Here is a 25,793-nt window from a genome sequence, read left to right on the forward strand (position 1 = left end):
GCCTAAATGGCCAACCAGCAATAAATAAATACTAAGAAATGTGTCAGCTCTACCAGCTATTCTAAGCTTGCTGACGTGAGTGTGTAGTAACCGATCTGCTCAGGGATGTGCACCTCCCCTTTCACGGTCTGAAAAATGAATCCTCAGATCGGATTCTTGGGCTTCAGGGGATACAGGCGATCTGATGCGATGATGCCCTGTACCTCTGGAAGGACGTAATAGGTATTCTCTCCAATACTGAGCCGGGGAGAACAAACTGACCCGCTTACCCTCAGAGCATACCCTTCCACCCTGTGGATCTTACAGGATACTGTCTGCAACAGAAAAGGAAGTAAATCAATCATGCTCGTTTTCATTAGAAATGAAAAATGGTAAAACGAGTCTTTGAAGATTGAGGGGAAGCTATGACGGGGCTCCTATCAACCGCATCGCAGGGTTCCGACACCTCATGAAACGGAATATCGATAGGTGCCCACAGTCATAGCTATGCAAATATAGCATAACAAGACTATGAGCAGTTACCTACCGTCTCGTTCATGATAACAAAGGTCGGAATTTGCGATCGAGACTCTTTAATAATTGCTCTTTTAATACTCCAAGAAATTGATTCTTAGAATTATGATGATCTAAATTTCTAAAAATAAAATTTATCAATCAAGAAAAAGTTTACTTTTTACAGTAAACTTTTTTATCCCTTCGGGGATGGGAAATAGTAACGAATTAACTCATCAACAGAAAAAAGAAAGATTATTGGAATTAATCGATCTTACTGGATTTACTTTCTTAGGATTTGAAGTGTTTCTCAAATACAAGAGCGAAGGGAAATATATGAGTGCGATAAAAAGTGGTAATAAAATAGTTTCCAAATTTCTACCTAAAAAAATTGAAGATGCTTTTGGCTTTGAAGAAGGAACATTTTTCGATTTAACTAAAGAATTTGATCAAGAAAAGATACAAGGGCCTATTAAGAAATTTTTAAAGAATCATTCCAAAGCAGATATTTCAAAATATTTAGCCACTGAAAAAGAACATGTAATGGTCATAAAGAGACTGATAAAGGAAGATTTCTTTAATACCAAAAGAACTTCTCAGGAAATTCTTCAAAAATTTGAGGAATTAGGATACTTCTATACCAGTAATGACCTGTCTTATAAGTTAGTAAACTTAGCCAAAGTAAAGATGCTCCAGGTAGAAAAATCTATCAAAACTCTTAAAAGTGGGGAAGAAGGTGATAGGCCTATAAACCATTATTGGGTGAAGAAGGAAAGGGAATAGGTATTAGTTCTTTATATCACGTGATTGGATAAATCGGGGAAATATTTTGGCACAAAACTGTATTTTAACCATTAAAAAGAAAATAATATTGGTAACTCAAATGAGTGCTTATGAACTTTAATCAAACACCTTTTTCAAAGATTTTTCCTATTTTTAAATAAAATGACTCTTCAAGAATTAATTGATCTCAAAGTAAGGTTTGAACCTTACTTAAATGATGGTGACTACACTTTTATTGGACCTAATGACTTAAATCTATTGTCTGGGTTTATTGCCAATGTAAATTTTCTCGCCCCTGCAAACTTTTTTGCAACCACATTCGGCAATTCCCTTAGAAACCAAGATGCAGTATTGATGGCTCTTTCACAACTTCAATCCCATACTCAATTTCGAATATTTGTGGTTCTTGGCGACATGGAAAAATCAGGAGTTTTAATACACTCTACAATTGAAGAATATTGTAACCGCAATAAGATCGAATTCCTATGAATTATTCTCAAATCTATTTTCAAAAAGACCTTGATGTTCTTACTGCTGAAGACTTAATCTATTTTTTCAGCACACCACAGAAGGAAACTCAATTCCTAGAATTTAAGAGCTCAAGAGAGCGGAATCCAAACAAGGTTTTCTCTAACACACTAAAGCCTGGAATTTGTTCTTTTTTGAATTCAGAAGGGGGTATCTTAATCTATGGAGCTCCAAAAGAGAACAAGAAAAATCCAGACAATCCATTTCAAGGCGAGATAGAGCCATACGAAAATGGATTTCTCGGCGAACACGATACTATTATCCGTAAAATATCCGGAGGTATTGTTCCTATGCCTGTTGGTGTCCGATTAAAAGAGGTGGAATTCCCTGACGGATTTGTAGGTGTTTTTGAGATTCAGCAAAGCCAAACAAAGCCTCATCAAACGGACAATGTTTACCAAATTAGAATCGATGGGCAAAAAACACCTGCTCCGCATTATTTAATTGAAGCAATGATGAAAAGAATTACATTTCCCGATATAAAAGCTTATTTAAAGATTGATAGTGCTATTCATCAAAAGGAAAACACCTTTATTTTTTTCAATGTTTATTTAATTAATTTTTCGCCATTCCAAAATGGAAAAAAAATAAGAATTAGAATAGGTGTGGCAGGAAGCGTATTTCTTTTAAAAGCCCCCGAATTCGATATAAAAAAGAGGAGAAAATCATTAGATTTCGAAGAATTTCAAACAGTAACACTAGGTGAACCAATTCAAATTTCTCACCAGATGATAACTAGTTTAAGGGCTCTCCAAGAGGAACCGAAAATTGAAATTATAATAACTTTTCATGGTGAAAATATCCCAGCTAGATTAACATCTTACATTTTAGACGCTTCAAATCTAATGAATGCTGAATCCCTTTCTCAAAAAAGCAGTCTTAAACTGGAGGTGAATAATATGTTTTTCTCAGATTATCAAAATTCTATTGGTGTTTCTCATGAAGAAGCCTTGAAAAAATCTCTCGGAATTGATTTCTAAAAAATCAATACAAGGGGAGCGTTCCAAGAAATTTAAAAACTGCTGGAATATAATTGAGAAAAAGCAACCTACGAGAGCCTAATAAGATAGTTTAAGAGATCTGTTCCACCCCGCATTTCCATATAGGGTTAGGTCGATTGAGGGTGTAATCTGAACTTTACTCATATTCAATTTCGTTTCTTTAAGTAGACCTTAAATGTTGTCGGCCTCATTAATACTTCTTCTTCCAACGCACTTATGACAAAGAAGTCTGCTGTATTGGTTTCTTCATCGTAGTTGTAAAGCCTGTAAATGAAATACGACTCTTGGTTCTGTTCGGCAAATGTCTTTTCATTGATTGTATAATCGAAAGGTGTCAGACTTTTACCCGATGTTGTCTTAACCTCAATGTATTTTGGTTTCCGCTTTTCGTCAAAAGAGAGAATATCATAGCCCTTTCCATCTTTCACAATTTCTACTTGTTCGGATAAATCCTTATAACCAATATTCTTTAGGCGCTGGATTTCATATTGTTTGACAAGTGATTCACCTGCATCACCGATTTCCTTTTTGTCAATGGACTCTTGAATAAAGTCTTTTTCAACTCCACCGAAACTTGGACTGTATTCCGGTAAAATTAAATGTCCATTTTTCGGAGGTTCTTGAGGTCTTAAAAAATTTGAGAAAATTTCTTCAGGTTGTGAATCACCCCAAGCTAAATTGATCAGCTTGTCGTAAACATGTAGGTGTTCGGAAATAAATGAAGCTGTTAAGTTTAACAAGGTATCCCAATCGTGGCTTTCTAATTCAGCAGCTGGAATAGATTGCCATCGTAGTTCCTTTGGAATGTTCTTGTCAACAATGTCTTTTTGCTTAGCACTTAAATGGGAATTCTTTTCGAAGTAATAATCTAGCTTGTAAACCAGTTCCTTATTTTTGCCATCAGCACCAATAGTGAAGAAAATGTCCTTATTATCGTCTCCTTTACGATAAATTCTAGCCCAAGTGTAGGGTTTGAAACGAGCAACACGAACTTTGCCATTTGGTGTGTCTTCCCAACCCTTCTGACTCCACATTCGCCAATTAAAAGTATCTAAGCCAGGAATTGACTTGGCTAAGTGATTAGACCAATATTGGGTTTTTGTACCGAGCGAGTTCATGATGTAATTCTTGGCGGCCACATGCTCTGTGTCGTCTTTGTCATAAACTCTATCTCTCCAATCTGCTAAGAAGTCAATTTCTGATTCTGTGAAAAAACTAAGCTCATGAACTATCTTTTCATCGGCTAATTCTGCAAAGGCCTTGTAGTTTTCTGGTTTCTGCCAAAAGCGCTTACATTCCTCAATCTGCGTGAAGCCGTAAAGTTCTTGACTGAGTCTAGAGGCTTTACCGATTTCTAGCTCTTCACACAGATTGTAAAATCCGTAACCGTGATCATTCTTTTGTTTGTAAATTGCAATAGAGCTGATTAATGGTCTACCATGTTCATGCTCAAAAGCCGAAATCTCGCCAAGCGTTTTACTTAGAATCTGTCGTTGTGACTCCAAATCCAAGTCCAACCCCAGTATTTGGCCAATTGCTTCATAATAGATTGGCTGTCCTTTAACGCATTGGTCAATTAAAAACTTCCTGACTTCCTGATTCATGAGCGTATGATTTTTTTCATTTTTTCAGTAATGAAGTACCCGCCAGTTTGAGCTGCAGATCCTTTAAACTCAATAAACCCGGCTTCACGTAACTGTTCTACATATCTTTCCATAGTTCTTTCGCTACCTAGTTTGGTAGTTTCTTTGTAATCAGGTATTCTTTTACCTTCATTGTTAACTATGGCTTGAAGAAGAACGGAAAGTTTACCTTTTGTAGCTTTCGTAGCTCCGTCAATAGCTCCGTCAATAGCTCCGTCAATAGCTCCGTCAAGTTTAGAATTGAGAGAATCGTCAAAAGCTCCGTCATGTGCTCCGTCAGTAGCTCCGCCAAGTTTCACATTAAGAGGAAAAGCGAGCTTTACACTTGTTTCTGTAGTAGTCCATTTAGGTACTTTAAGCCCGGCAGCTTTACAGGCATTCATAATCTTTATAGTACCTCTGCCAATCTTCTCTATGTAGCCTCTTAAAAATACCATGTGGGCTATGTCAGGGTTTACCGGAAGCGATAAGTGACTCTTTTTAAGCTCTGCCGCTTTCAATGGGGATTTACCTGAATTGAAGACTTCAATTCTGTCGCTGTAAATGATAACAGCCATAGAGGCTGAGGGAAAACTGTAATCCCGATGCACCAAGGCATTCATCACGGCTTCACGTAATGCCGACATTGGCACCACATAATCATCCTGCCGCTCCCATTCCTTTTCACTGAATTTTCTGGTAGTTCGTAAATGCTTCTCGAAGAAGTCCTGAACGTTCAAGATGTTCTTAAAAAGATTACCATCCAGAATTTTATCATCCACAAACTCATCAGCCGTTTTTCCTTTTTCGAGAAATGCTACTCGAACACGCGTTTGGGGAATAAACCGAGCAGGATTCTTAGCAAAAAGTACCACGGCTGCATTGGTAAAATGTCCATTTTGAAAAAGGCCGAAATGGCTTAGGAAGTCAATCGGATTCTTTTTGCTTTCATCCAATTTACTTTCATTGATGGATCGGTCAATTGTCTTTTGGATTTCGTTAATATCCAGATCTTCCAATTCCACACCCAATGCCATCTGGCGCTCCCAGTGCAATTCGTCTATCTGACGATTGTGGATCAAGTCTGAAATCTCTTGTGACGTGGCTTTAACGGTGCTTTGCCCTCTGCGGAAATAGATACTTCCGTCAAAAATGTAGGGTTGCTTCGAGCCAGCCCATACTTTTAGCAATAAGACTTGCTTGCCACCCACTTGCTCTACAGAAACCATTACCGGTGCTTCCGGAATGATGGTCGTGTTCAGATATTGGTTAAGTTCCTTTTCCCAATTTTCAGCATCAGTAATGCCGATCACTTTTTTATCGTCAGAAATCCCTATAACCACCTGACCACCTTCATGGTTGAGAAAGCCACAAATGCTTTTGCCTATAGCATCTTTGCGAACAACCTGTTTAAACTCAAGCTGATCGCTCTCCCCTTGTTTCAGGAGGCTTTTTATGAGTTGTTCGCTATTCATTGTTATTCAATTTATTCAATTCATTCATGCGTCTGCCCATATTGCTGAACTGGGTCTTTAGAAAATCATATGTCTCAGGTGTTTTAAAAAAGGGATGAGCCCAATGCGATCTCCTTTTGTCAGAGTCCAAGTGATTTTGAATGGCCTCATTGTACATGTCAATCACTTTGATACTATCTAAAACTGATGTACGCTGAATTTCAAAACCCTTTCGATTTCCTTCGGTATCAAACATGAATTGTTTCATTAATTGCCGAGTGTACTCGATGTAATGGTGTGAAATAAACCATCTTGGCTTATCAAGCTCTATGGCCTTTGAAAACTCCTTATGAGTAATGCCTGAGCCATATCTGGGAAAAATGATACCGAGAAACAAGTCACAATCTTCTACTGCTTGCAAGCAAGCTTCCTCATTAGAAACTCCGATTGGCACATAAACCGTCCCATTTTTTGACATCACCACTTCATAGCCATATCCTTTTAAAATGGCATGTATCTGATCCAAATCACTTTCTGAACCATATACCGTAGAAGACACCATTATTTTTAGTTGTGCTTCAGGCATGGCTTATATTTCTGTTTATTCATTCTCTTTTATTTCTGTCCAGAGTTGGCAAAAAATAGCTCTTTTGGCTTTTCTATGATGGCTTTCGTGTTGGCAAAAACCAAATGTGCTATTTTTGCGGTCGGCTTTTTCTGCATGGCCTACAATCGGGTCAGGCAAGGGAATTTCACCCTCACCTTCCCACAGAACCTTGCTTGAGACTCTCACCTCACACGCCTCTTCATGTTTATAAATCGCCTAGAACTAAAAGCACTTAAGGTTGAACCAATTTAAAATAGTTTAACAACCTTAATTTTAATTACCACACCAACATAGTGAAAGTTTTCTCTTATTAACTCCCCTAACTCAAATTGGTCTAAACCCTTCATGTCATAGGTATTTTCAAAATTCGAGAATTCGCCGATCGATTCACAAAAAAAATCGTAAGCTAACCTGCTTTTAATTTCATGGCTAAAATTACAAATCACATTTTTAGCTCTGACTTTCGCTGAATCAATATCCTTCTGTATCTGCTCTAAACTTTCAAATATATTTTTTTTGTAAATGTAGACAAAGTAGGCACTTGTGATCGAAGATCTATCAAACGCCTTTAGATAATCTAACAATCGTATCAAATCATCTTCAACTAATATCTTTTGTGGATTTATCAATTTGACTTCTATGGGGCAAATTGCCTTGAAATCCGAATTATAAATTGCGATGTCGATAAAACCAGATCTTTCTATTTCCCATTTGTTGTAGAAACTTGGTTCTGTTATGAAATCCCCAATTTCATAACTTCTCTGATGAAATTTTTCAGTTCTTGCTTCTAATTCAATCTTGTAGTCAGGAAAATCAGATTTGATTTGGGTTGCAATTTTATATTTTAATAAGTATTCTGGTTTCAGATTAGCATAATCAAAGCCTCGCAACTCAATATTTACAGTAAATGCATTCCTTAATCCTTTTAAAATAGACACTTCCATATATATTCGATTTTTAAGAGTTGGGATATTCAAATCGCAATAAATGGCGGAGTGGGATTTGTATTTCCAAATTGATATCCGAAGCAATTTGTAATTGGCTGTTCTATCCCATCCTATCCTTCTTCCCGATTTTCGGAACAAGCTCTGAAGAAAAGGGCACTTGTTTATTATTCATCAAGATATCAGAATCAAAAGGTATTTGATACTTCCCGGATTTAAGCCCGAATGTGAGATAAAAACTTGAGTAGTATCCACATCATTTCTTGAAGATATGTCATGTATTTGGAAATTTAATGTTCTTTGCGAGATGTGGGTACAAAGCATGAATTCTTTCCTTTTTTTCCTCTGTATCTGCCTTGTCAAGCATTCTTTGATACACATTAGACCTTAAATAGTGAGTATCGGCACCCATGTAATAATAGTCAGAAATAAAATCAGCAGTTAGTTCAAGCAGGTATGTCATTTCGATCAATTTTGGCACTTCGAATAGAATTACTGTATCATCTTGAGGATTATCATCATATTTAATGAAATGTTCTTTAAAGTCTCCTGGAATTTTACCAAGATGTTCTACAAAACTATAAAGTGGTTCAAGTACCGATATTTGAAAGAGCGAATCATTGTGGCTGTTGCTAATCATCGCTTCTACAGTTTTTTGGTATAACAAAGATAATTTATGGGATTTTGGAGCTTGGGTACCTGTTAACGATAAATAAGCCTTGCAGAAAACTTCCACATAGAAAGCTAAGTTGTGATAGATAGCTGGCGACAAATTGGCAAGAAGCCCAAAATTATAGGAATCGATATCATAAACCCTTTCGTCTTGAACGACTTCAATAGACTCTTTTAGAAGCATTGATATTACCGTATGTTGATTTAAACACGAATTTACAGCGCGGTTGGTAGTCGACTTGTTTTTTGCAATTAAACCCACGGTACTTATCCATACATAGCCAAATTCGCTTTCACTTATGTGAAGTTTTCTATTTGCATCGAAATGATAGTACTTGGTCGTAAAGTCTTCATAATTAATCCTTAATGATCCCAGTAGCTTAATAAAAAAATCTCTTTCGGAAAATTTAAATTGATATGCAAATTGTTCTCCCTCAGAAATTCTGGTAATTAATTCTTCCAAATGGGTTTGATCAGATACCAAAATAAATTCTTCTCCCTTTTCCGTTATGAACTCCATTTAATATAATTTGTCATGTGTCGTTACTCTTTACCAGTCAATGCCATATGCACACTCTCAGTCACAAATTCGAATTGAGAAATGGCTTTGTAAGCATTTACTTTAGTACCATAAGCATAATCAGCTCCATGGAGGATCTTATTCCTACTTAGAACATTTGGATACCTCAGGTATTCGTCGTTAGAGAAGCGAAGTCCAATAATGTCGCCATTGCTCACTGCATCAATAATATGGGTCATCATTGGAACGACTTTCAGTTCTTGACGCCGTTTAACTACTCCTGCCATCTTAGATTTAGGTTTTTTTGAAAAAAGGTCTTCACCGGTTAGCTCCCTAAATAGACCTTCCGACAATGTTAGAAAAAGTGGAATCGATGCCAAATAGTTGCCTTGCCAATGTGCGTTGAAAGCACTGTTGATCATCTTCCGTCTATGGGGAAATCGTTTTCCAGCTTGCCATTGGATTCTAAGAGCGGCCCAGCGTAGCTTTCTGACAAAGTATTTGTCCACCTCATCATCCCCGAGTTTAATAAAAGGGATCAGATCATTAGGATGCATCCATAAACGAATGTGCCAGCCATAATCTCTAAGAAGAACATCAGAAGCCTCACCCCATTCTTTAGGCCACTTGTGATGAACAGCGTTATGAAATAACAACAGGGTACTCTTAAAGTTGCTAATTTCCTCTTCAGTCAAAGTATCGTAGCCGTCTTTTTCTATTTGAGCAAATGTCCTACTCATATGTAATATATGGTTTTGAAGTTAAGGCCGGTGGGTAATAATAGTTAATATATCCTGAGATCTTAAAAACCTTAGAAAGGAGAGCTTTGGTAGATAAGAACAGCTACACGAAGGGGGAAATATTAAAGATTTGAAACCCTTTATTAAGGTATTTTTCAAAATCCAATCGCGGAATCATTTACTTTCCCTGCTTATGCTTATGTGGCTTCAATGAAGGGGTATTCCTAGGAGTATCCTTATTATCTCGTTGCCGTCTGTCGGGTTTTCCTGTTGAATCTGCGATTCTCTTTGGTCCTGGTTTGATACCGTTTCTAGTTTCCATGATTTGTGTGATTTGGTACAGTTTACCTTTCTGATAATGATAAAGTTATGGGAATCTGTAGAGGAATTTGTAACTCAATTCACTTATAATGACAATTACTGTCTCACAATCAGTTTTAAAAAAGCAGCTTTTCTACACTCAGGTATAATCCGGAGACCTTACCATTGAATGTCATACACTGCATCATCCTCATCCATATCAAGTTCACCCGGATCACATCCCAATTCTTTAGCTTTTACTATAAGTTTGTTTCTAATAGTCTTGTATGCCACAGTTCCCTTTACTCCCCCTTTCATCAGTTCCGGCAATTGATGAAATGCTCTTTTACCCCCTTTGAGCTCAAAAAATTTAAGATTGGCCAATCTCATAAAATAATATAGGTAGGGATTTGAACCATCAAGAGATTTGCCCACATAAGTCAGCATCAGTTGACCCGTTTTACCATCGTATTCAACTAAAGCCATCTCTGTCCAATATTCTAATTGAAGAATTATTGCGTCCACGAGTTTATTCATTGGATGGAGGGATTTCTTTTGATTGACAAAAGCTATAAAATATAGTAGCTGGACCCAAGAAATTTGACAACCAAAATGTGACTCTCTTTCAATAGAAAAATGGCTGTTCTCCCGGATTAATCTATCTCCTTGTTCCGCATGGCGAACTTCATATAAAAAAGCACTTAGAATATTCTCGGTTAATTTGTCATCATCCAAATCCCACAAGTCTGAAAAAACCTGGTACATTATCCTCAAATCAGCGGAAGTCCCCCATAGTTCTACACCTACACCTCTTTTGGTCGGATTTAAATAAAACATCTATCTATTAATTGAAAATTTAGACAACAATTTTAATCTGGAAAAGTACTTCTTCCAATCCTCGGTGCTCTTGGTTTTGGTAGGATTATTAAGATCATTATAAAAGAAGACCCGGCGAATTAAATCAGTATTATCCCTTTGAACCATTTCAAGGCCGCATGCCATCCCAATCAAGTCAGAATCCTCAAGACCAACAAACTTACAACCCAAGCGATGTTGTAATATGGGGAGAGAATCATGATCAACAAAAGTCAGTTTTTGATCCTCCAATGTCTTGAAATAATTATTGAATGATGTCCAATAACCTTGATCTGATTTTTCTATCCCAAAAGGCATATTACTTCTAAAGAACCGCGACTTCATAACACGTGTAAATTATTTAAGACCATACCGCCTGTGATTCAATTTTTCAAATACCTATTTTCTCCTTTCAATACAAAAAAATGAAGATACTTTTTAAATCTCTCTTTAAGAATTTCGGCGGGAAGCCCAAGCTGTATTAATAGGCACAAACTACAAATAAGCTCTATCCTCTTGGAGTAAACGCCTAATAAGCGCTGTGGAATAATTAGAGGATCATTATCTCTTGATTTTAAGTTATAGTGTGAAAAATGGTTTCTAGTCTCTATGACTTTCTTTAAAAAGATTTCATTATCAGGAATAACTTCCCAAATAATGTCATTAAGAATTACAAGCATTGATTCAAACTTCTTCCATAATTCACCCTTTTTTTTTCCACCTGTGGACTTTGGATCGATTTTGACTTTTATCTCCAAAATTTTATAAAACATTTCTACACCATGTATGGCATTCATAAAAATTTCACGTTGATTGACTAGCGTTCTCTCACCAGAAATCCTGTAATATTCATTAATAGCAATTTGATTTTCACTGAAAATTCTAAACCAATTGTCGAGAATTGAATTTGAATATGACATAACCACTTCCATATTCAGAAAAATATTGTGGTCATTGAAAGAATTGTAATTCAATTTCAATTTATTCTCGTAAGTAAAAATTTCCTGGATTTGATAATCCCCAGTTTTAACTGTTGTTTCTACTATCCCACATTCATTACCTATAAAGCATTTCAAAAGATGCTTAACCGCTTCTCTAAGTTCTAAAGCCTTTACCAAAAGGATCGGAGAACTAAATACTAATGCAAGCCTTGGCAATGGATAAAGAACCATTCTATTAACTTTCTGCAATGAGTATGAAATTTCATGACCTAAAAAAACTTCCATTTCATCAGACTGAAATAGAATCGTTTTCTCCGGCACATCTACTTGAATATCCAACCTTCCGAATGTACCATCATCAGACTGCTTAACATCAATTGGAGTTTTGTTACTCCATTCATCTATATATTGTTGCCTAATATAAAGAGCCTCAATTTTCTTCTCTTTTTCAAGTAAATGAATTCCTCTCACCAAAAATTTACCAAATAAGCAAACATATGGTATCCCACTTCCCAAACGGAAATTCTCAAGCTGCAAATAAAACAAGGAGAAGTCTCTTCCATCTTCGAATTGCCCATGCAAACAATCCACAGGATTATGAAAATTTAAATCAGAAAACAACTGACCAAATGCTGCGATATTCTTCCAACATTCAACCTTAATTGGTTTACCATTAACAACTGATATTGTACAGGGAGCTTTTTCTTCTGGATCATCAGGACTCCATAAGTAGGCTCGCCATTTTTTATCAGGCTTTTCGTAAGCCTTCGATAAATCAATCTTTGAGCTCATTTATTCAAATTATTAGAGTTAAACCCTCCCTCAACTAAACTTAATATACAGCCAACCTCTAATTAGAAGATTTCTAAACCTTAACTAAAAAGCTTCTAAAATTAAAGTCAATCAAAAAAGTATAGTCTCTTCTTACTTAAAACCAATTCAAATTCTTCCCTTAAACTTTTAATTTTTTGATTTGTAGTATGGAACATATCTTGAGCATAAATCAGGGGCTGAATTGTTCCTCCACGAACAACATCAGCTTTATAATTCGCATGGGACTCACGGTACTCTCTCCACCTATCCATACATTCATCAAATAAGTCATGATTAAAATCTAACATAGGTTCATCTTCAAAACTTTTAGATTTTATTTCCGAAATAAGTTCCTCCAATTCGACTTCCTTCTCCTCGAATCTTTGTCCGGATAGAATATTCATGTCCGTCTGCGTCTCTGGAGCGTCGGGATACAAAAACTCATTGATCAATGAATTAGATTGCTCTAAAAAAGCCTTACAATTTTGGTAGTCTTGGATTATTTCATCATAATCCACTTTGTAACCAGTAGGCGATTCATGGCAAAAAATATGTCTAATTTTATACACCCGATCAACGCTTTGAAAAATTTCACCCGCTCTATCAACAAAATCACTTCTAAATGCATTTTCTGATTCAAATCGCGATTTCTTTTTGAACTTTTTCAATTCCGAAATAAAATCCTTCCCTATCAAAGTAGTAATGTTTGAATTAACATCCTGCAAATTGTTAAACGGCAAAATATGAGCAATCAACTCACCTATGGTAAGAGATTTGGCTTGCATAGCCCCCAACACGTCAAAATCAAGTTTGATGTTTTGGGCTTGGTTAAATTTTTTAACATTATCACTGAATGGGCTGCCAAAATCAACCAAATCCCGAATTGCTGATTTAAAAAATGCTTCGAAACAGGCAACCATTGAAATAGGGATATAGCGAAGGAGTTCATTTTTAAATCTTCCATTATTTTCTTCTAAATCCTGTATTGCACCATCAATCCTAAATACCCTCTGCATATAGTCATATCTAGAATTATGAAAAGATCTAGATTTTACTGAATGAATCTCATTTATCAGGTTTCTCTTTGACATAAATAATTTTTAAAAAACAATTTCAAACTTAAACTCTACTTCTTAATTCTTACCCTTGAAATGGATAATCTCTTTGGACTGAAACCACTTAGTTGTCTAAATAAAATACTAGCAGCAAGTTGTTAGAGCTACTTTCCTCAATCAAGCCCATTCCTAAACGTCCCATCCAAATTCAATCTACTCTAACCTCCCAAATAATTTCATCTAGTCTATCAGCCAAAATTTTCATAGAAGCCAATACATCCTGTGGTAATGGAAAGTCTCCATAAACCAATCCGCTAAAATCTCTAGAATAAGTAGGCTCCAGTTCTTTCCATACCTCCTCTACATCCGCAAAAATCAAAGCCTCTTTAGGGTGAAGATTCAGCCAGGAATTGTTACTTCTATATCCTATCACATCGTCCTGCCCTACCCTATTGATCATCACTTCAAAGTCCGAGGATAGTATAAAAGCCCTGATATTTTCCTCCCCCAATATTCTATGTAAATCATAAAGATGACGAATCTTCATTTTCAGATCAGCTATGGGGTTTTCAGAATGGCTAAAGCGGACTAAACTCAATATCTTTTCGCACACGGTTCTTTTCACATCCAGTACTTGAACAGTAAATGGTTCTAGACGATACTGAGTAATCAATTCATTTTGATTAGTACTCCTCATCATATCATAGATAAAAGAGTTTATTGTCTGCTCGTGAAATGGTTCATAGTGACCTAGTGTAGAAGACTCCAAAATTACTTTGTCTCTGACCTGCCCAAATTTCCCTGAAAAAATCATCGGATATTCATGGGCAGTCTTTCTGATCATCCCCAGCTTATTGGTTACTCCCACAATCTCAACTTCAGGCATCACCCTCTCCACAACATTATAAATAGCTTTCAGTTTGCCCTTCAACTTACTGCCCGACTCCCCTTCTTTAGAAAGAACCACCAAATCTATATCCTCAGAGAATCGCTCTATCAACCCATAACATTTTGAAAGTGCAGTACCTCCTTTAAAAACCACCTCTGTGCCGATTGGATCAGAAAAAATAAGACTCAGTGCTTTAGTCACCCAGTAGTCTTTTTCCACATAGATATCCAATATCCCCATTTGCTCTGCTGTAAACCGAACAGCCTCTCGGAATAATGACGGATTTTCATGAAGATTCATATAATATTCCAATTTTGAGAAGTGGACAAAACATTTCCTGCACCAGGAAGCTGATATTGAGTAATCGGATTGAGCGATTTCTTAAGCATATTCAAATATTCAATACGTTTGAGTTGTTCCAAAATAGCCCCCAATAGCGCCCGGCATGAGGGAGGGTATTTTTGAGACAGGCGAACCAGTGTTTTCACTTCCGATTCATTCAATTGCGAAATCAATTCAATAAATCTGAAACAGGATTCAGAGATGGTGGCATCAGGGATTTTTTTGACATTGCGCATTGCATCCAATATCTGTAAAAGAGGGATGTTTTCCTTCGTAATGGTATTCCGCTGACGAACGAAGGAAATTTTATATCTCCCTCTTTTGAATTCAGGCCTCACCTCATTCTTACCGATCTGAATAAGATTTCCAATCTGGGTGGACAATCCGAGTTTCGCATAAATACTATACCCCGTCAGATACCCTGTGACCTTTCCGTCTTCCTCCAACAAATCTTTGACAATCTGATATTGAGGAGGTGCCAATTCTCCAAAAGCTGTTTTCTCGGGCTTGAAGTATTTTCCTTTCGATAGTTTGTTAATTCTACCTGCGGACACCATCCGATTCAATGCTTTGATGACAGCCTCTTTACTTTTCACCTCCCCCATAAAATCAGCATAGGTGAACACATACCCTTTAGAGAGCCTATCAATGCTATCTGCTATATAATCAGTGATTTTCATAAGTTTTATACACCATCAAAAATACAAAAATGTCCAGTTTTTTAATTAAAAAACTGGACATTTTAACATTACAATTAAAAATAAAAATCATTTTTGGAACTTTTTCCTCAGGAACATCTTTATACCGACGCAAGCGTCGGTATAAAGATGTTCCTATTGGTTACCAAACACCGGGCTGGTCTAGACCAGCCCGGTGTTTGGTAACCAATGAAGCTTAATTCTAAAAGTGTACGAGAATAAGTTAATATTTTTTCTCTGCTTCATCACTTGAAATCCTTATAAATCTTCCAACTCACCCTCGTAAAATTTCCCATTTATCCTTATAATCAAGAATTTTACCCTTCATTATTCGTTTTTGCCCACTGAAGTCTGTCAATAGTGTTACCACATCTTGGCTTGGAACAATAAATATTTCTGGAATTACTCCAACCTCATCAAACTTATTGTTATAAACTACAAACACTATAAAGTGATTGTCTCGCGCTATTACATTGTTGACAATTAATGATGAGTATCCTCTAACCGATTTAACATCGATAGATAAAGTTTTTTGATCGTTAAGAACAACTCTGATATCAATTGACTTTTTATTCCCTTGACTTAAGTGTGCCTCTAATCCTAGCCGATATAATTTATGGAGAACCAAGTATTCACTAGCAATTCCTGTATTAAATGCATTTGCTCTTTCTATCATCTCTGATACCTCTTAAAATTCTCCGCCTGCTCAAAAATCTCTTTGTAAACTTCATCCCGATCTACAGGAGGATAGTCGTTTTCTGCCAATAGAATAATCAGATCCACCTTCAGCTCTGCCTTGATATCATCCCGCTTGCTCCAGTCGGTGTATTTGGCTTTGTCATCGACTACATCCTTGACCAACTGAGCCAGGTGAACCAGCTTATCCTCGGGATAGACAAAATCATACTTTCTGGCCAATTCCTTGAGAATATCATAAAATGCCTTTTCCTCAAAGTCAATTCCCAGCTCGGTAAATGACTCCTTCTCCTTTTTCATGGCATAGTACAGGTCGATAATCTCATTGGTAAAGTCTTCCAATACTTCACTTCGCAAGACATCATCTTCCTTCCGCTCATTATATTTCTCCACCAGATGCTGCATCTTTTTGGAAAAGTCCACCCCCTTGATCTTATTGATCCGCTTGAAGTCATCTATGGCTTTGGCCAATAGCTTTTGCAGCAATTTGATCTTGGTATGGGGCAACTTGATCTTATCGATCTTAGCCAGGTAGTCTGCCTCAAAAATATCCACCTCTTTCTGCTCATCTTCTTCCAACTTAAAAATCTCTTCTACTCCTTCGCTCTGTATTGCTTCCTGAATCATTTCCCGCACTTTGGCATTCATCTGATCCGTATCCGGAGCTTCGCCCTTGGTGAGTTTAAAGACGATGGAGCGCACGGCGATAAAGAAATGAATCTTGTCTTTTTCTTCATTGGTAAAGGCTGCAGAACCTGAGCAAATATCATAAGCCGCCTTCATCCGCTTCACCAGATTCATAAAGCGCTTTTCCAGCTTTTGTGTCAACTGAACAAACTCAGCAGCTTTATTCAAAGTATGCAATTGCTCCAGCGGTGAACCACTAAAGTATTGCTTGTAATCAAAGGAATGAAAGATCGCTTCCAACAAGTCCACATGATCTTTCACCACAATGATGGATTGCTGTATATCCTCAAAGTTCTGGCTGTCAATCGTAGAATACTGCTTCAGGGCCAGATTCATCTGCTTCTTGATCCCGATGTAATCCACCACCAAACCTTTTGACTTTCCTTCAAATTTCCGGTTAACCCGCGAAATCGTCTGAATCAAACTGTGTTCCTGTAGCGGTTTATCGATGTACATGGTATCCAAAAATGGCACGTCAAAACCTGTGAGCCACATATCCACCACAATGGCAATCTTGAAATTACTCTTTCCATTCTTAAACTGACGGTCAAGTTCCTTACGGTAATCCTGCGTACCCAAAAGATCCCAAAGATCTTTCTCATCATCCTTGGTTCGGGTCATAACCATATTCACCCGAGCCATTGGCTTCAATTCTTTACGGTCTTTTTCTGTCAACTCCACTCCTTGCTCTGCGAACAAAACTTCTGCCCAAGCTGGTCGCAAACCAATGATCTGCTGATACAGCTGGTAAGCAATCTCCCGGGTGCTACAGACAAACATCGCTTTACCCAAAAGTGTACTTCCCTCTTCTATTCGAGTTTCGTAGTGTTTGACAAAGTCTTTTGCGATAGCTTCTATTCGTCCAGAATCACCGAGAATCGTCCGCATCTGCGTGATCTGTCGCTTGCTTTCATCGATCTGGTATTCGTTCGAGCCAGCTTCGGCGACACTGGCGTAGTAGTTCTCGATTTCCTGAAGCTTTTGATTTTCCAGCAAGACCTTCGCTGCTCTTCCTTCATAGACAATCCTCACCGTGATCTCATCCATCACCGACTCGGTCATAGTATAGGTATCCACGATCTCCCCAAACACATCCATCGTCGCATCGATTGGCGTACCGGTAAAGCCCACATAGGTGGCATTCGGCAGGGAATCATGGAGGTGCTTTGCAAAGCCAAAACTCTTCTTCACGCCTATCTCCGTCACCCGAACCTTCTGATCCAGATTGGTCTGACTGCGGTGTGCCTCATCCGAAATACAGATCACATTGCTTCGCTCGGTAAGCAGTTCGGTATCTTCATTAAACTTATGAATCGTGGTCAAAAACACTCCCCCGCTGTTTCTTCCCTTCAGTTCTTCCCGCAGCTCTACCCTACTGCTCACTGACTTGATCACATTATCTCCGATAAAACCCTTGGCATTGGTGAACTGTCCGCTCAACTGATCGTCCAGATCGGTGCGATCCGTAATCAACACAATCGTAGGACTGGCAAAGTCCACGCTCTTCATCAGCAGTCTGGTGAGATAAAGCATGGTAAAACTCTTCCCGCAACCCGTCGCACCAAAGTAAGTTCCTCCCTTGCCATCTCCATGGGGAAGCTGATGCAACTTGATATTCTCAAAAAGCTTAGTCGCCGCATAGTACTGGGGATAGCGGCAAACAATCTTCTCATCCTTCTTGGAGCTATCCGGCAGGTAAATAAAATTATGGATAATGTCACAGAGTCTATGCTTGTCCAGCATTCCCTGAATCAGCGTGTACATAGAATCTATACCATGCACCTTGGTGGAGAGACCAGTCTTGGGATCGATCTCCTGATCCAAACCTGCAATCTTCCGCCAGGCATAGAAGAACTCATACGGAGCAAAAAAACTTCCTGCCTTGGTATTCACCCCATCCCCGATCACGCAAAAGGCATTGTACTTAAATAGATCCGGGATATCCTTTCTATACCGAACCGTCAGCTGACGATAGGCTTCATGGATTCTTACTTCCTCCCGTATGGTTGACTTAAACTCAAAAACCACCAGTGGTAAACCATTTACATAGAGGATGCCATCTGGGATACGCTTCTCAAATCCCTGAATCTCCAACTGATTTACTATCTTAAAAATATTATTATCAGGATGCTCGTAATCGATCAGGGAGATAAAAATATCCTTCTGCTTGTGATCTTCCCGCTTCAGCAGAAAACCATCCCGCACCCAATTCATGATCGTCTTATTCGTCTCATAGAGATCCGAAGCTGGCAACTTCTCCAACTCCCGGATAATCCCAAAGATCTCCACCGGAGTGATCTTCTGATCTGCATACTTCTTCTGTAGAAATGCCTGCAAATCCACCCGAATCAGAACTTCCTCTTTGCCCCTGCTAATCTCCTCACCCGGCACATAGGGATAACCCTGCACTTCCAAAAGCGAGATAAAGGCCTGTTCAAGTTGGGATTCGGTGAATTTCATTATTTATTGAAAGAAAAGCTCCAGATATTAATAATTAGCAATAACTCGATATTTGTTTTTGTTCCAGCGACTAGTGTCAAAACTCCGTATAAAGGATCTTTTCTCTAATAATTCAAAGAATTTTTTGTTCAGTGGATGTATATCATATGTTGGTTTGTGTTGTTTTTCGAACAACTCAGAATAATACCCATCAGAAGTTAACAATTTAGAAAGCGAGCGAATTTCAGCTATATCGAGTTTTTCCATGTGAATGATCAATAATTTGATTTTTGACTCCCAATAAAAATTATATTTAAACATAAATTCAAGTTGAGAAAAACTTAAGGGATAGTACACGGAGTTAGCCAAAATATCACATGCTCTTCTAGCTATTTTAAGGTCTTCTATTAAAAGACTTTGGTCCATTTCTTTGATTATTTCAAATTTTATGCTTAAATCTAGATTATTTGATTCTAAAAGCTGTACAATTTCTTCTGAAGAAACATCCAAATCAGAATAGCTTTTTAGGAAATCAATTTGAGATCCTTCAAAAAGCCTTATTCTAAGCTCGGGATATATTTCAGACAATTTTTCAACTCCATCAATATCTAAGTATATTAATTTTGAATCAATTGCAAGTTTTACTTTCTCTTCAGAAAGACTCCCATAATCAATCCAAGAATATTTAAAAGGAATAGATTTCCTAATTGCCGCAAAACTTTCAAAACTTAGGTCTTTTGAATTAAGAATTGTTTCTGACAAACTTTCAATCTCATCATTTGTTACATTACTAACAGAGTTAATTTTTGTATCTGCTAATTTTTCAAATACAACTGGATTATTTAGATAAGTCACCAATACATCATCTAAACCTTTATCTTTTTCCAGAAATTTAAAATAGTCAAAAACATTTACCCAATAGGGAATTATTTTTAATTCATTTAATAATAGTTTCTTTACCTCTAAATTAGAAATATCAGAAAGTTGTTCAATAAAACCATTTTGTTTATTAATAACAATATGTTTTAAATCGAGATATAAATCAGGGTTATTTAAAAGATCTAAAATTGCAACCACAGATTCTTGAACAGATTCACTACTAATTATTAAAACATTTTTCACAAAACTATTTATATTCACCTTAACGTAATGCAACAATGAAAGCAAATTGGAATTAAAAATAGATGTATAAACAGAGTCTATATATAAATCTTTATCTAATAGGACTGAAATATTATAAATATTAATTTCATAGTAATTATTATCATAAATATAATCAAAAATCCATTTATTTTCCGAGCTTTGTTTTTCAATCTTAAGAAACTTAAAATCTAAATCATCTATAATTTTTTTAACTTTTTTCGTATTCTCAGACTCACTAACAAGCTTAAAAAAATTACCTCTTTCTTGAATATAGTCAATCAAATTATAAGACCCACTATTGAATCTTATTATATCATCTATTTCACCATACTCAATAATGTTTCCAAAATAACGATCTTTTGTTTCATAAGAAAAGTTACTACTTATTATATTATCCCAGAACCCTTTCCAGATTGCGCACAAATGATAAAAGAACTCTTTAAGGTATTTACCTCTATTTATATATTGATATATAAAGCTAATACCATCTTTATTCTCGCTACTTAAAAATATGAATATATTTGATCTTTGATTATCAAAATTATTCTTAGAAAGAAGTTCATCTAAAATTTCAAAATTTAGTATAGATACTCTTTTAAAATACTTAAAATTAATTTTTTTTATTAAATTTTCAATTTTATTTAATTTATAATCATAAGGAAGTTTTCCTCCGGTTAAAAGGGTATTGTAAAATTTAAAGTCACTTTCTGTTATGCTTACATCGTGAAAAATCGAAATGTAATTTTGATAGTTTTCATTTAAATATCCATTGATAATCAAATTCTTTACTAAATCATTAGCAGTGCATCCAAACAAAAAATCTTCTAAAGATATTTTTTGAAAAATATCTGCCAAACTTAAAGATTCAAAATCAATTATATCTTTATTTAATGTTTCTAGTTTATTCCTTAAATTGATAAGATTTTTATCTTTATTTCTAATTACTTCCATCCTCCCCTTGTAGGATTTCTCAGAGTTGATTGAGTTTTCAATCTCTGAGAATCTTAAGGCACCTCTTTTTTTTCTGTAATGAGTGTCAGAATGAAATTGAGTAAAATAATAGGACACTTCATTTGATTCAAGTAATTGGTTGAAATTTTCTTCTTTAAGTAAATCTCCTATTGGAATCAAAATTGACAATGATATCTCAGAAATATTTGGATAGGTTTCTATAATTTTTGAAAAATATAATCTTTTCAAATTCTCCACACTCTCAATTTTCTCCTTTTCTATTTCAATAATTTTGTTTTCAACAGATTTAATTTCGTTTATTACCTCTGTTTTTATAGAATCAAGATATATATTTTTATCCGTTAGTACTTGATATAGATCACCTTCATTTCTATATAATTTTGCAAAGTCTTCAGGGAATAGATTTTTATATGTCACCAAAGCGAACAATTGATCTTGATTTAAATCAGGACTCATACTTTCTTTAAATACATTATATTCTAAAAAGATATTTATCAATAGCCTCATGTCAATATCATTAATAAAAGTCATTACATCATCAGTAAATTCAGAGGAAAGTGAATTCTCCAATCCACTTTTCCGAATTAAAGTAGTTAATTGTTCAGAAGCATTTGACTGATTAATAAATGGGATTATTGGAATAATTAAGTCAAAAAATTTAACCCTTAAAGTTTTATCAGTTAGGACTTCGTCTTTAACTGCATAGATAAATTTTATATTTCTTTTGTTTTTAATAGATTCAAAATTATTTAAAAGTGTATTTATTTCTCTTAATTTTGTAAATATTTGTGTATTTTCAAATCTATCAAGGTCTTCGAATATTATAGTATTAAAGTTTGTTTTCTCAAAGAAATATAGAATTTCCTCTAAATGCTCATTAAATATTGATTTTATTGTTTTCTCTCCAATCTCAAACTCTCCTTTTATATTCACTTTATTTATCTTTGAATTCGACCATATTCTAATAATATCCTTCATTATAAATATCACACCTATAATAAAAATAGTATAAAATAGAAATGTTGTCCATTCAAAGTTATCATCAAATTTCCAGTTTATAGGGTTTAGCCACTTTAACAAGTCAAAGTTAACTATAGCAAACGCTGAATAAATCCAAAAAATTAACATCGATGAAACAAAGCTTAGTTTTCCCCATCCATATGTTTTAATTCTTTTAAATTTGGAATCTGGGATTTTTGACGGATCTACGTGATAAAATATTTGTTGTAGAATGCTTATTTCTAACTTTTTCTCAAGTTCATCTTTATTTGAATCCTCTTTAAATGAAGCTAAAGAAATATTCAGATATTTAAATTGTGGGTTTAAGTGTTGAAAAGTTTTAATTATTGTACTCTTTCCTGAGCCATAATTGCCTGTTATAGCAATATTTAATATATCCTTGTCCAACATTGCTTTCTTCAAATGCGACAAGTATGGATTAACTAATTTTAGTTCCTTTTCTTCCAATAGTATCTTTGGAGCCATTGAGAGGATTGGAGGATTTTCTTCGATCTCCTGTTTTAGAATGGGCTCATTTAGATTTCTTGCTATTTCAAAGGTGTTTGTCGCTAGAAATTTTCTTACATGGAAATAAAGGGTATTAAAAAATTTCTTCATATCTGACATTAGTTAAAATTTTGAACACGCAACCTCCCACTAATCAACTCAAGCAATAATCTATCTCGAAGTTGAGTAAGGGTTTCTGATTGGAAGTTGTTCCCCTCTTTTTTTGAAAAATACTTTGAAATTAATGCTTCGAATTCTGAAAGAATTTTTGAAGTAGGAAGAAGAATATCCATAGCATTTAATTGTGCAGTTGTCATACTCGGCACAGCGGAACCTTCATTCATTTCACTAAAATTCAGTTTATTCACTACGTAGAAAAAGTACTTCACGAAATCCTTCTGATTCATTTCAGTATAGAACATTGTATCAACAGACCAGAACGGTTTGTTGACATACATTACATTATCTAAGGTGCCTTTTCGAGGAATTAGAACTGATTCATTCTCAAATAATGCCTTTTCAACATATCTCATTATACCACCAGAACCAAAGCAAGGAATATCTCCTTCTTCAAGTTTCTTGTGATCTTTGCCATACTTGACTTTTACTAATTCTTGAAGCTTCTTCACCTCCCACCCCTCAGGAATCCATTTCCCCAGCGTTTCATTAAAGACAAAAGAAGACGGAAAGAGTGCGGCGAGCTCAGGGGACTTTGTGATTAGTTTCTTTGAATTTGGAACAAGCGCTCGCTTCTCCGCCATCGCCTGCAATTCATCAGGGATTTCTTGATTTGATGCCAGTGCATTATCCAGCACCGGATCGAAGTCCACAAACCAGCTTTTAAACAAGGCTTGCGCCATGGCTTCCAGCGTTTGATTCATCTGACGGTTTAGCTCAATCTTATCATCCAAAGTCCCTAAAATATGGGCTATGGCTTTTTGTTCGGGGAGAGGGGGTAATGGAACTTTTAGTGTCGATAAATCAGAACCTCTTATTCCAGATTGACCTGCACCTTGCTCTGTAATCGTATAAATTAACCCTCGACCATAAGGACTTTTAAAAAGATAATGATAGTATAGTGGGTATGCTTTTTCTTTAATTAAACGCACTCTTATTAGATGTGATTCAAAGGTAATATCTTCATCATCTCGAATAAAAATCGAACATTTTCCAGCCCCACTCAAGACCAATGACTGTCTGGCAAACAACAAGTCCCCTTGTTCTAAAAGAGAAGTTTCACATTCCTTTTCCGTAATAGGAACTCTATCCGTTGGAGTATTTACAAATTGGTCATAGGCAAAAATCTCGCCCATATTTATGAATTTAATCCCTTCTCCTCGAATTTTGGACGGTTTGGATAGACCATTCCTAGAAGGAACTAAGTAAAGCTCCCCGAATTTAATATGATTAGAAACTTCACTCATACCCCAATACCTTTAAATTCTCCCGAATAGCCAGATCTAATTCTTCAGCTTGAGCCATTTGCTTTTTCAGTGTTACAGTTAGCTCGGTCATTTTATCCTCGAAGTGTATGCCGTCGTCGTCTTCCTCGGCTACGCCTACATAGCGACCGGGAGTCAGGACGTAGTCGTTGGCTGCGATTTCGGAGAGGGTGGCGGATTTGCAGTAGCCGGGGATGTCTTCGTAGGATTCCGTCATTGCGAGCGCAGCGCGGCAATCTGTTCCATCGAGAGATTGAGATTGCTTCGCTCCTTCGTCGCTCGCAATGACGTTTCTCCAAGAATGGTAAGTAGAAGCAATATGCTCGATATCCTCTTTGGTCAGTTCTTTTTGGGTGCGGTCAATCATGCTGCCGATTTGGCGGGCATCGATAAAGAGGGTTTCTCCTCGCCTATCCCGAAATTCCTTTTCCGGATCTTCTGGATGTGGTCTTCTTGTCTTGTTCTTGGTCACAAACCAAAGACAAACCGGAATCTGGGTGGTATAAAATAATTGTCCTGGCAAGGCGATCATGCAGTCCACCATATCCTTTTCTATCAGTTCGCGTCGTATATCTCCTTCCCCTGAAGTATTGGTACTCATAGAACCATTGGCAAGAACAAAGCCGGCAGTTCCGTTTTCGGAAAGCTTGCTCAGCATATGCAGAATCCAGGCATAGTTGGCATTCCCAGCCGGTGGCGTGGTGAATCCCGCCCAGCGTGAATCATCTTCCAGTTCGCTTTTTTCCCGCCACTGACTTTGGTTGAAAGGTGGATTGGCCATGATGTAATCGGCCTTAAGATCAGGATGCTGGTCTTTGAAGAAGGTATTGGCAGGCACATCGCCAAGATTGGCAGAAATGCCACGGATGGCAAGATTCATCTTAGCCAGTTTGTAAGTAACTGCGGTATATTCCTGTCCGTAGATGGAGATATCCTTGGTATTGCCCTGATGGCTTTTGACGAATTGCACCGACTGCACAAACATCCCACCCGAACCACAGGCGGGATCGTAGATCTTTCCCTTGTAAGGTTCCAGCATTTCGGCGATCAGATTTACGATACACTTTGGGGTATAGAATTCTCCCCCGCCCTTTCCTTCTGCTGCCGCAAAGCGACCGAGGAAATACTCATAAATCCTTCCCACCACATCCTCTTCCTCGTCTCCTACGGTGTCGATGTTGTTGATTGTATCCAGTAGCGCGGCTAGTTTGCTGGGATCCAGATTGAGTCGGGAAAAGTAATTGTCAGGCAATGCGCCCTTCAGCGAAGGATTGTTCTTTTCGATGGTATGCAAGGCAGTATCGACGATCAAGGCGATATTATCCTGCTTGGAATTGGCTATGACATGGTTCCAGCGGCTTTCCGGAGCCAGAAAGAAGACATTCTTCATATTGTAGAATTCCTTCATCTCCAGGTATTTCTCCTTACCCTCAGCAATCAGTTCGGCCTTTCGTTCTTCAAACTTATCCGAAGCAAACTTCAGAAATATCAGGCCCAGTACTACGTGTTTGTATTCGGAACTCTCTACCGTTCCTCTTAATTTATTGGCTGAATCCCAGAGGGTTTCCTCCATGGATTTTTGATTCTTTTGGGCTGCTTTTTTAGCCATTGGTGGCATGGGTATTTATTAGGATACTACATTAGCATCGGAA

At 36.8% G+C, this 25,793-nt stretch carries 21 protein-coding genes; 3 read left to right on the top strand and 18 right to left on the bottom strand.

The genetic code is table 11. The annotated features are described in order from the left end of the window. Positions 1-143 precede the first annotated feature (143 nt). Entirely contained in the window at positions 144-356 is a 213-nt protein-coding gene (locus LV83_RS21305; RefSeq protein ID WP_146613741.1) for a hypothetical protein, read from the bottom strand. 346 nt (positions 357-702) lie between these two features. Here LV83_RS21305 and LV83_RS16220 point away from each other — a divergent pair, with 346 nt between their 5' ends. From LV83_RS16220 to LV83_RS16230, 3 genes are all read left to right on the top strand, one after another. Then, the gene (locus LV83_RS16220; protein WP_111612612.1) at positions 703-1,275 is read left to right on the top strand and encodes a hypothetical protein; all 573 of its coding nucleotides are present in this window, start codon (positions 703-705) and stop codon (positions 1,273-1,275) included. 162 nt (positions 1,276-1,437) lie between these two features. Further along, positions 1,438-1,764: a hypothetical protein gene (locus LV83_RS16225; RefSeq protein WP_111612613.1), complete on the top strand. Its 327-nt coding sequence runs from the start codon at positions 1,438-1,440 to the stop codon at positions 1,762-1,764. Beyond that, positions 1,761-2,783: an ATP-binding protein gene (locus LV83_RS16230; RefSeq protein ID WP_111612614.1), complete on the top strand. Its 1,023-nt coding sequence runs from the start codon at positions 1,761-1,763 to the stop codon at positions 2,781-2,783. Before LV83_RS16225 ends, LV83_RS16230 begins: the two co-directional genes overlap by 4 nt. Positions 2,784-2,950: 167 nt before the next feature. Here the strand turns inward: LV83_RS16230 and LV83_RS16235 are convergent, their stop codons facing one another. The 17 genes from LV83_RS16235 to LV83_RS16315 all read right to left on the bottom strand — a co-directional run bounded on the left by LV83_RS16235 (position 2,951) and on the right by LV83_RS16315 (position 25,759). Further along, positions 2,951-4,408, bottom strand: a complete 1,458-nt coding sequence (locus LV83_RS16235) for a DUF3883 domain-containing protein (RefSeq protein ID WP_111612615.1) — start codon at positions 4,406-4,408, stop codon at positions 2,951-2,953. Next, a complete protein-coding gene (locus tag LV83_RS16240; protein WP_111612616.1) occupies positions 4,405-5,901 on the bottom strand; it encodes an RNA-binding domain-containing protein in 1,497 nt (498 codons plus the stop codon). Before LV83_RS16240 ends, LV83_RS16235 begins: the two co-directional genes overlap by 4 nt. Further along, positions 5,894-6,466, bottom strand: a complete 573-nt coding sequence (locus LV83_RS16245) for a DUF4062 domain-containing protein (protein WP_111612617.1) — start codon at positions 6,464-6,466, stop codon at positions 5,894-5,896. Before LV83_RS16245 ends, LV83_RS16240 begins: the two co-directional genes overlap by 8 nt. 269 nt (positions 6,467-6,735) lie before the next feature. Next, a complete protein-coding gene (locus LV83_RS16250) occupies positions 6,736-7,431 on the bottom strand; it encodes a hypothetical protein (RefSeq protein ID WP_111612618.1) in 696 nt (231 codons plus the stop codon). Between the two features lie 274 nt (positions 7,432-7,705). Further along, positions 7,706-8,623, bottom strand: coding sequence for a hypothetical protein (locus LV83_RS16255; protein ID WP_111612619.1), 918 nt, complete (start codon positions 8,621-8,623; stop codon positions 7,706-7,708). 23 nt (positions 8,624-8,646) lie between these two features. After that, positions 8,647-9,363 (bottom strand): hypothetical protein, encoded by a 717-nt coding sequence (locus LV83_RS16260; RefSeq protein ID WP_111612620.1) that lies wholly within the window; start codon positions 9,361-9,363, stop codon positions 8,647-8,649. Positions 9,364-9,541: 178 nt separating this feature from the next. Continuing rightward, positions 9,542-9,685 carry a hypothetical protein gene (locus LV83_RS21480; protein WP_170124577.1) on the bottom strand — a complete coding sequence of 48 codons (144 nt, stop codon included), beginning with the start codon at positions 9,683-9,685 and terminating at the stop codon, positions 9,542-9,544. A gap of 158 nt (positions 9,686-9,843) precedes the next feature. Then, positions 9,844-10,500, bottom strand: a complete 657-nt coding sequence (locus LV83_RS16265; RefSeq protein WP_111612621.1) for a DUF6904 family protein — start codon at positions 10,498-10,500, stop codon at positions 9,844-9,846. A gap of 401 nt (positions 10,501-10,901) precedes the next feature. Then, positions 10,902-12,251 (bottom strand): ApeA N-terminal domain 1-containing protein, encoded by a 1,350-nt coding sequence (locus LV83_RS16275; RefSeq protein WP_111612623.1) that lies wholly within the window; start codon positions 12,249-12,251, stop codon positions 10,902-10,904. Between the two features lie 107 nt (positions 12,252-12,358). Next, the gene (locus LV83_RS16280; protein WP_111612624.1) at positions 12,359-13,363 is read right to left on the bottom strand and encodes a HEPN domain-containing protein; all 1,005 of its coding nucleotides are present in this window, start codon (positions 13,361-13,363) and stop codon (positions 12,359-12,361) included. A 172-nt stretch (positions 13,364-13,535) separates the two neighbouring features. Then, positions 13,536-14,516 carry a nucleotidyl transferase AbiEii/AbiGii toxin family protein gene (locus LV83_RS16285; protein WP_111612625.1) on the bottom strand — a complete coding sequence of 327 codons (981 nt, stop codon included), beginning with the start codon at positions 14,514-14,516 and terminating at the stop codon, positions 13,536-13,538. Further along, complete coding sequence (locus tag LV83_RS16290) at positions 14,513-15,238, bottom strand: DUF6088 family protein (protein ID WP_111612626.1); 726 nt, start codon at positions 15,236-15,238, stop codon at positions 14,513-14,515. The genes LV83_RS16285 and LV83_RS16290 overlap by 4 nt, the downstream gene beginning before the upstream one ends. Positions 15,239-15,530: 292 nt before the next feature. Next, positions 15,531-15,932, bottom strand: coding sequence for a hypothetical protein (locus tag LV83_RS16295; protein ID WP_111612627.1), 402 nt, complete (start codon positions 15,930-15,932; stop codon positions 15,531-15,533). Beyond that, positions 15,929-19,099 carry a type I restriction endonuclease subunit R gene (locus LV83_RS16300; protein ID WP_111612628.1) on the bottom strand — a complete coding sequence of 1,057 codons (3,171 nt, stop codon included), beginning with the start codon at positions 19,097-19,099 and terminating at the stop codon, positions 15,929-15,931. The genes LV83_RS16295 and LV83_RS16300 overlap by 4 nt, the downstream gene beginning before the upstream one ends. Positions 19,100-19,126: 27 nt before the next feature. Continuing rightward, positions 19,127-22,819, bottom strand: a complete 3,693-nt coding sequence (locus LV83_RS16305; protein WP_111612629.1) for a YobI family P-loop NTPase — start codon at positions 22,817-22,819, stop codon at positions 19,127-19,129. Further along, complete coding sequence (locus tag LV83_RS16310) at positions 22,819-24,012, bottom strand: restriction endonuclease subunit S (protein ID WP_211320492.1); 1,194 nt, start codon at positions 24,010-24,012, stop codon at positions 22,819-22,821. Before LV83_RS16310 ends, LV83_RS16305 begins: the two co-directional genes overlap by 1 nt. A 103-nt stretch (positions 24,013-24,115) precedes the next feature. Then, complete coding sequence (locus tag LV83_RS16315) at positions 24,116-25,759, bottom strand: type I restriction-modification system subunit M (RefSeq protein ID WP_317046693.1); 1,644 nt, start codon at positions 25,757-25,759, stop codon at positions 24,116-24,118. Positions 25,760-25,793 lie beyond the last annotated feature (34 nt).

It is taken from the genome of Algoriphagus yeomjeoni, from assembly GCF_003259505.1.
Lineage (GTDB): Bacteria > Bacteroidota > Bacteroidia > Cytophagales > Cyclobacteriaceae > Algoriphagus > Algoriphagus yeomjeoni.

Bases quoted from the DNA above. Each gene is read 5' to 3' on its own strand.
- LV83_RS21305 (WP_146613741.1), bottom strand. From the start codon at position 356: ATGAAAACGAGCATGATTGATTTACTTCCTTTTCTGTTGCAGACAGTA.
- LV83_RS16220 (WP_111612612.1), top strand. From the start codon at position 703: ATGGGAAATAGTAACGAATTAACTCATCAACAGAAAAAAGAAAGATTA.
- LV83_RS16225 (WP_111612613.1), top strand. From the start codon at position 1,438: ATGACTCTTCAAGAATTAATTGATCTCAAAGTAAGGTTTGAACCTTAC.
- LV83_RS16230 (WP_111612614.1), top strand. From the start codon at position 1,761: ATGAATTATTCTCAAATCTATTTTCAAAAAGACCTTGATGTTCTTACT.
- LV83_RS16235 (WP_111612615.1), bottom strand. From the start codon at position 4,408: ATGAATCAGGAAGTCAGGAAGTTTTTAATTGACCAATGCGTTAAAGGA.
- LV83_RS16240 (WP_111612616.1), bottom strand. From the start codon at position 5,901: ATGAATAGCGAACAACTCATAAAAAGCCTCCTGAAACAAGGGGAGAGC.
- LV83_RS16245 (WP_111612617.1), bottom strand. From the start codon at position 6,466: ATGCCTGAAGCACAACTAAAAATAATGGTGTCTTCTACGGTATATGGT.
- LV83_RS16250 (WP_111612618.1), bottom strand. From the start codon at position 7,431: ATGGAAGTGTCTATTTTAAAAGGATTAAGGAATGCATTTACTGTAAAT.
- LV83_RS16255 (WP_111612619.1), bottom strand. From the start codon at position 8,623: ATGGAGTTCATAACGGAAAAGGGAGAAGAATTTATTTTGGTATCTGAT.
- LV83_RS16260 (WP_111612620.1), bottom strand. From the start codon at position 9,363: ATGAGTAGGACATTTGCTCAAATAGAAAAAGACGGCTACGATACTTTG.
- LV83_RS21480 (WP_170124577.1), bottom strand. From the start codon at position 9,685: ATGGAAACTAGAAACGGTATCAAACCAGGACCAAAGAGAATCGCAGAT.
- LV83_RS16265 (WP_111612621.1), bottom strand. From the start codon at position 10,500: ATGTTTTATTTAAATCCGACCAAAAGAGGTGTAGGTGTAGAACTATGG.
- LV83_RS16275 (WP_111612623.1), bottom strand. From the start codon at position 12,251: ATGAGCTCAAAGATTGATTTATCGAAGGCTTACGAAAAGCCTGATAAA.
- LV83_RS16280 (WP_111612624.1), bottom strand. From the start codon at position 13,363: ATGTCAAAGAGAAACCTGATAAATGAGATTCATTCAGTAAAATCTAGA.
- LV83_RS16285 (WP_111612625.1), bottom strand. From the start codon at position 14,516: ATGAATCTTCATGAAAATCCGTCATTATTCCGAGAGGCTGTTCGGTTT.
- LV83_RS16290 (WP_111612626.1), bottom strand. From the start codon at position 15,238: ATGAAAATCACTGATTATATAGCAGATAGCATTGATAGGCTCTCTAAA.
- LV83_RS16295 (WP_111612627.1), bottom strand. From the start codon at position 15,932: ATGATAGAAAGAGCAAATGCATTTAATACAGGAATTGCTAGTGAATAC.
- LV83_RS16300 (WP_111612628.1), bottom strand. From the start codon at position 19,099: ATGAAATTCACCGAATCCCAACTTGAACAGGCCTTTATCTCGCTTTTG.
- LV83_RS16305 (WP_111612629.1), bottom strand. From the start codon at position 22,819: ATGTCAGATATGAAGAAATTTTTTAATACCCTTTATTTCCATGTAAGA.
- LV83_RS16310 (WP_211320492.1), bottom strand. From the start codon at position 24,012: ATGGGCGAGATTTTTGCCTATGACCAATTTGTAAATACTCCAACGGAT.
- LV83_RS16315 (WP_317046693.1), bottom strand. From the start codon at position 25,759: ATGCCACCAATGGCTAAAAAAGCAGCCCAAAAGAATCAAAAATCCATG.